The organism is Stutzerimonas stutzeri (assembly GCF_024448695.1).
In the GTDB taxonomy this organism is placed as follows: domain Bacteria; phylum Pseudomonadota; class Gammaproteobacteria; order Pseudomonadales; family Pseudomonadaceae; genus Stutzerimonas; species Stutzerimonas stutzeri_T.
The window spans coordinates 1-12,659 of the sequence record NZ_JAMOHY010000018.1 but is presented as its reverse complement, the minus strand read 5'-3'; the positions used below and the strand labels follow the sequence as shown (position 1 = coordinate 12,659).

At 57.9% G+C, this 12,659-nt stretch carries 11 protein-coding genes, 2 tRNA genes and 2 pseudogenes; 10 read left to right on the top strand and 5 right to left on the bottom strand.

The window, feature by feature from the left end:
• Position 1: 1 nt before the first annotated feature.
• Positions 2-1,285 carry an NAD(P)/FAD-dependent oxidoreductase gene (locus NAV32_RS13125; protein WP_256053247.1) on the bottom strand — a complete coding sequence of 428 codons (1,284 nt, stop codon included), beginning with the start codon at positions 1,283-1,285 and terminating at the stop codon, positions 2-4.
• 171 nt (positions 1,286-1,456) lie between these two features.
• Between NAV32_RS13125 and NAV32_RS13120 the strand changes: the two genes are divergently transcribed.
• The 10 genes from NAV32_RS13120 to NAV32_RS13075 all read left to right on the top strand — a co-directional run bounded on the left by NAV32_RS13120 (position 1,457) and on the right by NAV32_RS13075 (position 9,262).
• Positions 1,457-1,533: transfer RNA gene (locus NAV32_RS13120), tRNA-Val, on the top strand.
• Positions 1,534-1,755: 222 nt separating this feature from the next.
• A complete protein-coding gene (gene thrS / locus NAV32_RS13115) occupies positions 1,756-3,678 on the top strand; it encodes a threonine--tRNA ligase (RefSeq protein ID WP_256053246.1) in 1,923 nt (640 codons plus the stop codon).
• A complete protein-coding gene (gene infC, locus NAV32_RS13110) occupies positions 3,678-4,229 on the top strand; it encodes a translation initiation factor IF-3 (protein ID WP_256053282.1) in 552 nt (183 codons plus the stop codon). The genes thrS and infC overlap by 1 nt, the downstream gene beginning before the upstream one ends.
• Positions 4,230-4,291: 62 nt before the next feature.
• Positions 4,292-4,486, top strand: a complete 195-nt coding sequence (gene rpmI, locus NAV32_RS13105) for a 50S ribosomal protein L35 (RefSeq protein ID WP_256053244.1) — start codon at positions 4,292-4,294, stop codon at positions 4,484-4,486.
• Between the two features lie 25 nt (positions 4,487-4,511).
• Positions 4,512-4,868 (top strand): 50S ribosomal protein L20, encoded by a 357-nt coding sequence (gene rplT, locus NAV32_RS13100; RefSeq protein ID WP_131648508.1) that lies wholly within the window; start codon positions 4,512-4,514, stop codon positions 4,866-4,868.
• A 157-nt stretch (positions 4,869-5,025) separates the two neighbouring features.
• A complete protein-coding gene (gene pheS, locus NAV32_RS13095; protein WP_256053243.1) occupies positions 5,026-6,042 on the top strand; it encodes a phenylalanine--tRNA ligase subunit alpha in 1,017 nt (338 codons plus the stop codon).
• A gap of 36 nt (positions 6,043-6,078) precedes the next feature.
• Complete coding sequence (pheT, locus tag NAV32_RS13090; RefSeq protein WP_256053242.1) at positions 6,079-8,457, top strand: phenylalanine--tRNA ligase subunit beta; 2,379 nt, start codon at positions 6,079-6,081, stop codon at positions 8,455-8,457.
• Positions 8,458-8,460: 3 nt separating this feature from the next.
• Complete coding sequence (ihfA, locus tag NAV32_RS13085; RefSeq protein WP_256053241.1) at positions 8,461-8,763, top strand: integration host factor subunit alpha; 303 nt, start codon at positions 8,461-8,463, stop codon at positions 8,761-8,763.
• Positions 8,744-9,100: a MerR family transcriptional regulator gene (locus NAV32_RS13080; RefSeq protein WP_256053240.1), complete on the top strand. Its 357-nt coding sequence runs from the start codon at positions 8,744-8,746 to the stop codon at positions 9,098-9,100. Before ihfA ends, NAV32_RS13080 begins: the two co-directional genes overlap by 20 nt.
• Before the next feature lie 85 nt (positions 9,101-9,185).
• Positions 9,186-9,262, top strand: a tRNA-Pro gene (locus NAV32_RS13075).
• A 174-nt stretch (positions 9,263-9,436) separates the two neighbouring features.
• On the opposite strand, the pseudogene NAV32_RS13070 reads toward NAV32_RS13075, so the two are convergent.
• The 4 genes and pseudogenes from NAV32_RS13070 to NAV32_RS13060 form a co-directional block, all read right to left on the bottom strand.
• Positions 9,437-9,954: pseudogene (locus NAV32_RS13070) on the bottom strand (transposase); the annotation flags it as partial.
• Between the two features lie 64 nt (positions 9,955-10,018).
• Positions 10,019-10,093: pseudogene (locus NAV32_RS17665) on the bottom strand (REP-associated tyrosine transposase); the annotation flags it as partial.
• A 192-nt stretch (positions 10,094-10,285) separates the two neighbouring features.
• Complete coding sequence (locus NAV32_RS13065; protein ID WP_256053239.1) at positions 10,286-11,059, bottom strand: glucose 1-dehydrogenase; 774 nt, start codon at positions 11,057-11,059, stop codon at positions 10,286-10,288.
• Positions 11,056-12,357, bottom strand: a complete 1,302-nt coding sequence (locus tag NAV32_RS13060; RefSeq protein WP_256053281.1) for a serine hydrolase domain-containing protein — start codon at positions 12,355-12,357, stop codon at positions 11,056-11,058. The genes NAV32_RS13065 and NAV32_RS13060 overlap by 4 nt, the downstream gene beginning before the upstream one ends.
• Positions 12,358-12,659 lie beyond the last annotated feature (302 nt).

The following is a 12,659-nucleotide window of genomic DNA, read 5'->3' as shown; positions in this document are numbered from 1 at the left end:
TTTAGAACCCTATCCGGTCTCGTAGGCTGTAATACAGCGCGCCGAGCGCGCTGAGCGGTGCGCTGAACTGCTGGCCGCCAGGAAACGGGTAGTGCGGCAGATTGGCGAAGGCGTCGAAGCGTTCGGCTTGGCCACGCAATGCCTCGGCAATGATTTTCCCGGCCAGGTGGGTATAGGTCACCCCGTGCCCACTGCAACCCTGCGAGTAGTAGATATTGTCGCCGATTCGTCCGACTTGCGGCATGCGCGACAGGGTCAGCAGAAAGTTGCCAGTCCAGGCGAACTCCGTCTTGATACCTTGCAGTTGCGGGAAGGTCTTGAGCATTTTTGTGCGAATAATTGAATCGATATCCGCCGGGTCGCGTGCGCCGTACACCACGCCGCCGCCGTAGATCAGGCGCTTGTCCGCCGATAGCCGGAAATAGTCGAGCAGATAATTGCAGTCCTCAACGCAGTAATCCTGTGGCAGCAGGCTGGCAGCGAGTTCATCGCCCAGCGGCTCCGTGGCGATGACCTGAGTACCGCAGGGCATTGATTTTGCGGCCAGTTCCGGCACCAGGTTACCGAGGTAGGCATTGCCCGCAACAACCACGAATTTGGCGCTGACTTGGCCGCTGGTTGTGTGCACGCGGGGTGAGTCGCCACGGTCGATGCGAAGGGCTGGGCTTTGCTCATAAATGATCCCGCCCAAGGATTCCACAGCCTCCGCTTCGCCCAGCGCCAGGTTGAGTGGATGGATATGGCCGCCTCCGTGGTCCAGCATCCCGCCGCTGTAGCGATCGCAGGCCACGACGTTGCGAATGCTGTTGTGGTCGAGCATTTCCAGTTGGTCGTAGCCATATCGCTCCCAAAGCGCTTTTTGCGCTTCAAGATGGTGCATCTGTCTGGCATTGAAGGCGGCGAATACACCACCGTTTTTCAGGTCGCAGTCGATGCCGTAGCGCGTGACTCGCTCGCGGATGATGCGTGCGCCCTCGAACGCCATCGCGCCGATCAGTCGTGCGGCATCAGGGCCGGCGCTGCGCTCGACGGTGTCGATGTCGCGGCTATAGCTGTTGACGATCTGCCCGCCGTTGCGCCCGGAGGCACCGAAGCCAACCTTGGCTGCCTCCAGAACCACAACCCGAAAACCCTGTTCCAGAAGAAAGAGGGCCGTTGAGAGCCCGGTATAGCCTGCGCCGATCACGCAGACATCCGTCTGGATGTTGTCGCTCAAGACTTCACGGCGAGGTGCCGGATTTGCCGAGGCGGCGTAGTAGGAATCGGGATAGGGCGTGTGCGGCATTTTGTTAATCCCTGTTCTGAATATTTGACGCGATGCTAGCGCTACAAACCCTTCCGCACCATAGAGACGTTGATTGCGCTGCTCGCCGCTTTCAAAAATCACAGATATCAGTGGCTTAGCGAAAAAAAGCTTGACGCTGTCATGGGTATCTATAGAATGCGCGTCCATCGGAGGCACATAGCTCAGTTGGTTAGAGCACCACCTTGACATGGTGGGGGTCGTTGGTTCGAATCCAATTGTGCCTACCAATTCCGAAAAGGGTCGCGATAGCGGCCCTTTTTTTTGCGTTGATTGTTCGTGCGGTGGCTTTCTGAAAGTCTCCGTGCCCCATGTTCCCAGTGACTTCGGTTCGTTTCGATCAGTCTTCGGGCTCCTGCCACCGTGCGGCGGGTTATTCGGCGAATCGCTTTCCTGGCTCATCCCAACCCACGTGGCCTTTGGTAGGGGTCACCACTAGGAGAGGAGGCGCCATGCCCATCATTACTCTTCCTGACGGCAGTCAGCGTTCGTTCGATCATTCCGTCTCCGTTGCCGAGGTTGCCCAGTCCATCGGCGCCGGCCTTGCCAAGGCGACCATTGCCGGGAAGGTCAATGGTCGCCTGGTCGATGCCTGCGACCTGATCGAGAATGACGCGACCCTGCAGATCATCACATCCAAAGATGAAGAGGGGCTGGAGATCATTCGGCACTCTTGTGCACACTTGGTCGGGCATGCGGTCAAGCAGCTCTATCCGGCGGCGAAAATGGTGATCGGCCCGGTAATCGCCGAAGGCTTCTACTACGATATCGCCTTCGAGCGGCCTTTGACCCCTGAGGATATGGTCGCCATCGAGCAGCGCATGAAGGCGCTGATCGACACCGAATATGACGTGATCAAGAAGCTCACTCCACGCGCTGAAGTCATCGAGGTGTTTCGGGCGCGCGGTGAGGATTACAAGCTGCGCCTGATCGAAGACATGCCTGACGAACAGGCTATGGGGCTGTACTACCACGAAGAATATGTCGACATGTGCCGTGGGCCGCACGTGCCCAATACGCGCTTTCTCAAGTCGTTCAAGCTGACCAAGTTTTCCGGTGCCTACTGGCGTGGCGACGCGAAGAACGAGCAGTTGCAGCGCATCTATGGCACTGCCTGGGCCGACAAGAAGCAGCTGGCTGCCTATATTCAGCGCATCGAAGAAGCCGAAAAGCGTGATCACCGCAAGATCGGCAAGCGCCTGGGGTTGTTTCATGCCCAGGAAGAGGCGCCGGGGATGGTCTTCTGGCATCCCAATGGCTGGACGCTCTACCAGGTGCTTGAACAGTACATGCGCCAGGTGCAGCGCGAGAATGGCTATCAGGAAATCCGCACACCGCAGGTGGTTGATCGAGTGCTCTGGGAGAAATCCGGACACTGGGCCAACTACGCCGAGAACATGTTCACCACTGAATCGGAAAGCCGCGACTACGCGATCAAGCCGATGAACTGCCCGTGTCATGTTCAGGTCTATAACCAAGGCCTGAAAAGCTATCGCGAACTGCCGCTGCGTCTGGCCGAATTCGGTGCCTGCCACCGCAACGAGCCCTCAGGTGCGTTGCATGGCATCATGCGTGTGCGCGGCTTTACCCAGGACGATGCGCATATTTTCTGTACGGAAGAGCAGATGCAGTCCGAGTCGGCTGATTTCATCAGGCTGACGCAGGCGGTGTATGCAGATTTCGGCTTTGATGATATCGAGCTGAAGCTCTCGACCCGTCCGGAAAAGCGTGTCGGCTCCGATGATCTGTGGGATCGCGCCGAAGCGGCTCTGGCAGCTGCGCTGGATAGCGCCGGCCTGCCTTACGACCTGCAGCCGGGAGAGGGCGCGTTTTATGGTCCGAAGATCGAGTTCTCGCTGAAGGACTGCCTTGGGCGTGTCTGGCAGTGCGGTACGCTTCAGCTGGATTTCAATCTGCCGATCCGCCTTGGCGCTGAATACGTCAGCGAGAACAATGATCGCCAGCATCCGGTCATGTTGCACCGTGCGATTCTCGGCTCGTTCGAGCGCTTCATTGGTATTCTGATCGAGCACTACGAGGGCGCATTCCCGGCATGGCTGGCGCCGACGCAGGCGGTGGTGATGAATATCACCGACAAGCAGGCCGATTTCGCGACCGAAGTGGAGAAAATTCTCAATCAGAGCGGCTTCCGCGCCAAGTCTGACTTGAGAAACGAAAAGATCGGCTTTAAAATCCGCGAGCATACCTTGCTCAAGGTTCCCTATCTTCTGGTTATCGGAGATCGGGAAGTCGAGACACGATCCGTTGCCGTGCGCACCCGTGAAGGAACTGATCTGGGCTCAATGCCCCTGGATGATTTCGCCCGGTTGCTGGCACAAGCGGTTTCCCGGCGTGGTCGCCAAGAATTGGAGTAATCATTATTAAGCGTGAAATGAGACAGGATAAACGAGCTGCACCCAAGGCCCCGATCAACGAGAATATCTCGGCTCGTGAGGTCCGTTTGATTGGTGCTGATGGCGAGCAGGTTGGCATCGTCTCGATTGATGAAGCGCTTCGTATCGCTGAAGAAGCGAAGCTGGATCTGGTGGAAATCTCCGCCGATGCATCACCTCCCGTATGCCGTGTGATGGATTACGGCAAGCACCTGTTCGAGAAAAAGAAGCAGGTTGCTGCGGCGAAGAAAAACCAGAAGCAGATCCAGGTGAAAGAAGTCAAGTTTCGCCCAGGGACGGAAGAGGGTGACTATCAGGTCAAGCTACGCAACCTGATACGTTTCCTGAGTGAAGGGGACAGGGCCAAGGTATCGTTGAGATTCCGCGGTCGTGAGATGGCCCATCAGGAGCTGGGGATGGAACTGTTGAAGCGGGTCGAGGGTGACCTGGTTGAATATGGTTCGGTCGAACAGCATCCGAAGATGGAAGGACGCCAGCTGATCATGGTCATCGCTCCCAAGAAGAAAAAGTAACCCCCAGGGCACTGGCAGGCCTTGCGGTTATTTGTAATCACCCACACTGTGGAGTACCGAACATGCCAAAGATGAAGACTAAAAGTGGCGCTGCGAAGCGCTTCAAAAAGACGGCTAATGGCTTCAAGCACAAGCACGCTTTCAAGAGCCACATCCTGACCAAAATGTCTACCAAGCGTAAGCGTCAGCTGCGTGGTACATCTCTGATGCACCCGTCTGACAAAGCAAAAGTAGAGCGCATGCTGCGCGTACGTTAATCGGTCAAGAATAGAGGAATAACTCATGGCTCGTGTTAAGCGTGGCGTCGTCGCTCGTCGCCGTCACAAGAAAATCCTGAAACTCGCAAAAGGCTACTACGGCGCTCGTTCGCGCGTGTTCCGTGTTGCCAAGCAGGCGGTAATCAAGGCTGGCCAATACGCCTACCGTGACCGCCGTCAGCGGAAGCGTCAGTTCCGCGCTCTGTGGATTGCTCGTATCAACGCCGGTGCGCGTGTAAACGGTCTGTCTTACAGCCGTTTGATCGCTGGCCTGAAAAAAGCAGCCATCGAGATCGACCGCAAGGTTCTGGCCGAGTTGGCAGTGAACGAAAAAGCAGCTTTTGCTGCGATTGTCGAAAAAGCTAAAGCTTCTCTGGCCTAAGCCCATCGATAATCGGATCTTCGGATCCGTAGTGTCACCGATAGGGGAAGAGCCTTGTGCTCTTCCCCTATTTCGTATCTGAAGGGGCATTTGCAAAAGTGCACCAGGCGATGGGTATCGCTCGGTGCGGTTCTGCAAGAACCTCTGGAGGTTGTACATGGAAAACCTGGATGCACTGGTCTCGCAAGCGCTTGAGGCGGTGCAACATAGTCAAGACATCAATGCCCTGGAGCAGATCCGGGTCCAATACCTCGGCAAGAAGGGCGAGCTGACCCAGGTCATGCAGACGCTGGGCAAGCTGTCCGCGGATGAGCGACCGAAAGCCGGCGCTCTGATCAATGCGGCGAAGGGCCGAGTGCAGGATGAGCTGAATGCGAAGAAGGCCCATCTGGAACAGGCGGCGCTGAGCGCCAGGCTTGCCGCCGAACGAATCGATGTGACCCTGCCTGGTCGCGGTGAAGCCAGCGGCGGCCTGCATCCGGTAACCCGCACGCTTGAGCGGATCGAGCAGTTCTTCAGTCATATCGGCTATAGCGTTGCCGAGGGGCCGGAAGTCGAGGATGACTATCACAACTTCGAAGCACTGAATATTCCGGGGCACCACCCTGCGCGTGCGATGCACGACACCTTCTATTTCGACGCCCGCATGCTGCTGCGCACTCACACCTCGCCAGTGCAGGTGCGCACCATGGAGTCGCAGCAGCCGCCTATCCGTATCGTCTGTCCGGGCCGGGTCTATCGCTGTGATTCGGATATCACCCATTCCCCGATGTTTCACCAGGTCGAAGGCCTGCTCATCGATGAAGGCATCAGCTTCGCGGACCTGAAGGGCACCATCGAGCAGTTTCTGCGGGTGTTCTTCGAGAAGCCGCTAGGCGTGCGTTTCCGTCCATCATTCTTCCCCTTCACCGAACCCTCGGCTGAAGTGGATATGCAGTGTGTGATGTGCAGCGGTAAAGGCTGTCGTGTGTGCAAGCAGACCGGCTGGCTTGAGGTGATGGGTTGTGGAATGGTGCACCCGAATGTGCTGCGCATGTCTGGAATCGATCCGGAGAAATATCAGGGCTTCGCTTTCGGCATGGGCGCCGAGCGACTGGCCATGTTGCGTTATGGCGTCAATGATTTGCGCCTGTTCTTCGATAACGACCTGAGATTCCTGGCGCAGTTTCGCTAGGTCCGGGTCCAGTCAAAGCATCTTTGGGAGAGCAGGATGAAATTCAGCGAACAGTGGTTGCGTACTTGGGTCAATCCACAGGTTTCCCGCGAGGAGCTTGTGGCGCGTCTATCTATGGTTGGTCTGGAAGTGGATGCGGTCACTCCGGTTGCCGGCGAATTCAGCGGCGTGGTGGTGGGGGAAGTGTTGAGCACCGAACCGCATCCCGATGCCGACAAGCTGCGCGTGTGCCAGGTCAGCAATGGCAGCGAAACCCTTCAGGTGGTCTGTGGTGCGCCGAATGTGCGTCCCGGCCTGAAAATTCCCTTCGCCATGATCGGTGCAAAGCTGCCGGGTGATTTCAAGATCAAGAAGGCCAAGCTGCGTGGCGTCGAGTCCAATGGCATGTTGTGCTCGGAAACCGAGCTGCAGATTGGCACCGATGACAGCGGGCTGATGGAGTTGGCGCCGGATTCTCCGGTGGGCGGTGATCTGCGTGAATACCTGGGGCTGGACGATGCGAGCATCGAAATCGGTCTGACTCCGAACAGGGGCGATTGCCTGTCCATCGCCGGGCTTGCTCGCGAAGTGGGTGCGATTTACGGCGCGCAGGTTGTGCCAGTCGATATTGCGCCGGTAGCAGCCGTACACGATGAGGTACGTCCCGTTGAAGTGCTTGCTCCGAAAGCCTGCCCGCGTTATCTCGGTCGCGTGATCAGTGGCGTCGACCTGTCGCGTCCGACGCCGCTGTGGATGGTTGAGCGTCTGCGTCGCTCCGATATCCGCAGCATCGATGCGGTGGTGGATGTCACCAATTACGTGATGCTCGAACTGGGGCAGCCGCTGCATGCCTTTGATCTTGCCGAAATCAACGGCGGCATCAGGGTGAGGATGGCGCAAGAGCGGGAAGAACTGGTTCTACTCGACGGCCAGAAAGTGCAACTGCGTGCTGACACGCTGGTGATTGCCGACCATCAGCGTCCGCTCGCGATTGCTGGTGTGATGGGTGGCGAACACAGCGGTGTGAGCGCTTCGACGCAGGACCTGTTCCTTGAGAGCGCCTTCTTCGACACCATCGCACTGGCGGGCAAGGCGCGTTCTTATGGTCTGCACACCGACGCCTCCCATCGTTACGAGCGTGGTGTGGATTCCAGGCTTGCCCGTCGTGCCATGGAGCGGGCCACCGCACTACTGCTGCAGATCGTTGGCGGCAATGCAGGTCCGGTGATCGAAGCCGCCAGCGAGGCTGATCTGCCGGATGTCGCGCCGATTGTGTTGCGTGCCGAGCGTATCGATCAGATGCTTGGGCTGGAAATGCCGGCGGGGCAGGTGGTCTCGCTCCTTTCTGCACTGGGCCTTGGCATTGTCGAAAAGTCGCAGGGCTGCTGGGAAGTCAGCGTGCCCAGCCATCGCTTTGATATCAGCCTTGAAGTTGACCTTATCGAAGAGCTGGGGCGGTTGTATGGCTACGATCGCTTGCCAGTGCGTTATCCCCAGGCGCGCCTAGCGCCCGAGGCCAGCCCGGAAGCTCGTGCAGAACTGCCAGCGCTGCGCCGTCTGCTGGTTGCGCGTGGCTATCAGGAGGCAATTACCTACAGTTTCATCGATCCGAAGCTGTTCGAACTGTTCAGCCCTGGCGTTGAGCCGCTGCAACTGGCCAACCCGATTTCCTCGGACATGGCCGCCATGCGGGCGACCCTGTGGCCAGGTCTGATCAAGGCGCTGCAATACAACCTTAATCGTCAGCAGACGCGGGTTCGCCTGTTCGAAAGCGGGCTGCGTTTTGTCGGTCAACTTGGTGATCTGAAGCAGGAGGCGATGCTGGCTGGTGTCGTCACAGGCAGCCGTCTGCCGGAAGCCTGGAGCAATGGGCGCGAGGCTGTCGACTTCCATGACATGAAAGCCGATATCGAGGCCGTACTCGGCTACGCTGGCGACGCCGCTACCTATACCTTCATTGCAACCGAGCATCCTGCCCTGCATCCGGGGCAGACGGCTCGTATTGAGCGCGAAGGGCGCTTGGTCGGTTTCGCCGGCAGCCTGCATCCTGAGCTGGCCGCCAGCCTGGGTATTGACCAGCCGGTCTACCTATTCGAACTGCTGCTTGCGGAAATCAGTGAGGGGCGGCTGCCACGCTTCAGCGAACTGTCGCGCTTCCCCGAGGTGCGTCGCGATCTGGCGATTCTGGTGGCAGTCGATGTTCCCGCAGGTGATGTATTGACCTGCATTCGCGAAGCGGCGGGCGATAACCTGACGGACCTCAAGCTATTTGACGTCTATCAGGGTAAAGGTATTGATCCGCTTAGCAAAAGTGTGGCAGTTGGCTTGACCTGGCAGCACCCTTCGCGCACTCTAAACGACGATGAGGTGAGTAGTGCGATGCAGCAAATTCTCACTTCCCTGGAAGAAAGGTACAACGCCACGTTAAGGAAATAGCGTATGGGGGCTCTGACGAAAGCTGAAATGGCCGAACGTCTTTATGAAGAGCTAGGCTTGAACAAGCGCGAGGCCAAGGAGCTGGTCGAGCTGTTTTTTGAGGAAATTCGCCAGGCGCTGGAGCATAACGAACAGGTCAAGTTGTCCGGATTCGGCAACTTCGACCTGCGCGACAAGCGACAGCGGCCTGGCCGTAATCCGAAGACAGGCGAGGAAATACCGATCACGGCACGCCGTGTCGTGACGTTCCGTCCGGGGCAGAAACTCAAAGCCAGGGTCGAGACCTATGCTGGAACCAAGCCATAACGACGAGCTCCCGACGATTCCGGGCAAACGCTATTTCACCATCGGTGAAGTCAGCGAACTCTGCGCGGTAAAGCCCCATGTGCTGCGTTACTGGGAGCAAGAGTTTTCACAACTCAATCCAGTAAAGCGCCGTGGCAACAGGCGTTATTACCAGCGTCAGGACGTGCTGATGATTCGCCAGATCCGGGCGCTCCTCTACGACCAGGGCTTCACCATTGGTGGTGCGAGGCAACGCCTCTCCAGCGAAGAAGCCCGGGAAGACACTACCCAGTACAAGCAAATGATCCGGCAGATGATTTCGGAACTTGAAGAAGTGCTGCAAGTCCTGCGGAAATAATCCACCGGAGTGCTAAAAAACTTTCACATTTTCAGGTGCTTAAGGTATAGTTCGATCCGTTTTCAGCAGTGCTGAAAACACTAGTCGGGGCGTAGCGCAGCCTGGTAGCGCACTTGCATGGGGTGCAAGGGGTCGAGTGTTCGAATCACTCCGTCCCGACCAAAAAATCCCTAGAAAATCCAGTCACTTAACGGCGACTGGATTTTTTATGTCCGCTGATTTTAGGCCGCTTCCCAGAAAAAGGCTTTCTGGTTGCCAATTGAGATTGACTAGGCTGTCAGGGCTTCCGGCATATCTGCAATCGTTTACTGCTAGGTCTGTTCGCGGATAGGCGTTTTCATCCCTAAGCATGGCAACGATACTGCGGCTGCCAGCTGAGCTACGACTTTGGCTGAAAAGCTCGTTGATGCGGCTGCGTAAACCCACCCGCCGAACATCCATGCGGCGGCGCCGAACCATATGGGCGTAGTAACAGGAACGGGGCAGTTCAAACACTGAACACAGCAGTTGAACGGGGTAGCGTGCTGCTAACTGCCGAATCGACTTCAACGTCTGCGCCCGTGCTCTTCGGCCATCAAGAGCGCAGTGGCCTCCTTTAAGATTTTCTTCTCAAGCTCCAGCCGGTTGATGCGGGCTTGAAACTCCTGAATGGTTTGCTGCTCAGGCGTAAGTGCTTTGGCAGTAGGTGTAATGCTACCGCGCTCCAGCTGCAACTGGTTGACCCAGCGCCGCAGTGCGGTCTCACCTACATCAAGGAATTTGGCTGCCTCGGGACAGCTGTAACCCTGGTCGAGCACCAAGCTGGCTGCCTCGTGCTTGAACTGGGGAGTGAAAGTACGTCGTTGCCTGCTCATCGAACACCTGTGAATGGCGAGCATTCTCGCCCTAAATGGGTGTCCGGGATTAGTAGACCACTACACTTCGACGGTTGAGCAGATTAACGGTGAAGAAATACATGGCGCCTGGCACACGGGCGCGGAGGTAGTGGGACATGACGGCTCATCCTTGAGTTTAATGTTGGCGGAAAGATCGTACCGGTGGATAAGCAAAGCGTTATCCACCCTACGCCATCTCACCTGCCCATTCCGCCGACGCTTCGACGTTGCGTAGGGTGGAAAAACGGCGAAGCCTTTTCCACGCGTCACTTCCAGGCTACTCGCTGTTCCCTTTTTCTTGGGGACGCACTTAATCCAGCGTTTGCACACCGCCGCCGTTGACGAATAGCACTTGCCCGCTGACCCAGCTTGAGATGGGCGCGGCAAAGTAGAGCACCGCTCCGGCAATGTCATCCGGCTCACCCAGGCGCTTGATCGGAGTGTGCGCCAGCATGCGCGCCTCGATTTCGGGGGTGAGCACCGTTGCCAGGGCCGCGGTTCTGACGGCACCGGGGCCTACTGCATTGATGCGAATTTCCGGACCGTAGTCATGGGCCAGGTTCGCCGTCATGTGATTGATCGCCGCTTTGGAGGCGGCATACGCACTGATCGCGGGGCTTTTGTTGATCGAACTCATCGACGACATATTGATGATCGAACCGTAGCCGGCCTTCTTCATGTGCGGTGCGCATAGCTGCGCCAGGCGCCAAGCACTGAACACATTGATTTGAAAGGGGCGCTCGAATTGCTCTAAGGAAATTTCGAATGGGCTTTCCTTGCCTGCGCCGCCACCTCCGGCGTTGTTGACCAAAATGTGGATCCCGCCGTACTCGCTGAGCGTGCGGTCCACCAGCGTTATTAGGTCGTCTTCACGCAGTACGTTGCATTCCATCGCCAGTGCGGTGCCGCCGCTGGTCGTCACTTCATGGGCGACTTCTTGTGCGTCGGCGGCTTTCCAGTCGGCGACGACCACGCTGGCCCCGTAATTGGCCAGCATCCGGCAACAGGCGGCGCCGATGCCATTGCCACCACCGGTGACGATGGCGACTTTGCCGTGCAAATCGAAAAGGTCGGTCGGTTTCACGGGGCGTTACTCCGTTCGATTAAATACTGGGCAACCGCGGCATAGGCGGGCAGCGACGTGGGATCGTTGGCGCTGTTGGCGGCAATGGGGTGTGAGGCGAAGCGCACAATGACCATTTCGGCGGTGGGGTCGATGTAGATGGTTTGCCCATGCACGCCCCGCGCGGCAAACGCGCCATGCGCGTTGCCGGTATGCCACCACATGTCCCGATATGACCAGTTAAGCAGTCCGCTAAATCCGGCTTTGGCGAATTTCGCCTGATTGCCGCCCTTGGCGATGTCTTCGAGCGCACGCGCGGGCAAAATCTGCTCGCCTTGCCAGTTGCCTTTGTTGCGAATCAGCTCGCCGAAGCGTGCCAGGTCGCGCAGACCGGCGTTGAAACCGCCGCCGGCGAAGGGGGTGCCCAGTTCATCCACCGAATAGTAACCGTCCTGTTCCATGCCAATTTTGCTCCACACTCGCTCGGCCAGAAGTGTGTCCACCGATTGGCCGCTGGCCCGGGCGATGAGCCAGCCCAAGGCGTCAGCGTTGGGGGTTTTGTAGCCGAAGGCATCACCATGTGGACCGGCTTTTTTGATCGTTTGCAGCGCGGCGTAGTAGCCGATTGCCCCGCGATAATCACTGGGTTTCGGCAGCGGGTTGCCGGCTGCCGAGAATGCCCAGATATCGGCGTTGGGGTTGGCGTAGTCTTCGTTGAACTGCAGCGCGGTCGTCATATCCAGCACTTGCCGCACGGTGGCGTCGGCAAACGCAGAGCCCTCGAGTTCGGCGATGTAGTCGGTGACCGGGCGATTTTCGTCCAACGTGCCTTCGGCGACGAGGACCGCGCCCAGCGCCCCAGTCAGCGATTTTGTCAGTGACATCGCGGCGTGTTGGTGGCTGGGTGTGAGCGCGCCAAAGTAGCGCTCATAAACGATGTGACCTTTGTGTAGCACCAAGATGCCGTCGGTGTAGTTCTGCCACAGCGACTCTTCCCAGGTCATGTCTTGAGTGGCGTTCAATGGCCGGAACGTGATTGCGTCGATGTGCGGATCGAGGCTCTGAGGCAACTGAGTCGGTGCGCCCAGCCCTCGCGACACATTGACAGTGGGCATGAACTCACGCATGTGCACAACGCTCCAGCGCATGGCCGGAAACTTGAAAAACGAACCGTCGGCGAAGTTCAGGCGCTTGTCCCGGGGAGGTGGGAACCCCTGCATCCAGCCCATTTTTATCGGGTCGCTCGCGCGTGCAGAAGGAAACGTGCCCAGGGTTTCGGCCGTACCCTGAAGGGGGAAGACGCTCGCGCCTAAGGCCATAGAAATACCCAATATCCAGCCGTACTGGCGGGGCTTACTGTTACGGTGCATAGGCAGGCCTCAGCACGTCATGGGTTAGCGAGAAGAGCTACCGCAGTGTAGACAGAAACGCAGCGCCGGCAATTCACTGACTGCGTCGGTTCTGCTAGCTAGCGGTAGAAATCAGTAGGTGCTGTTTTCGACAACCCATTCAGCGTTTGAGCGCACGCTTGTGCTGGCGATGCGGGTAATCCCAGTCTGCATCACTTGCGAATCCCTCCACTTCATCACCGCACCATCAACGGGGTAGACCCCACCGCCGA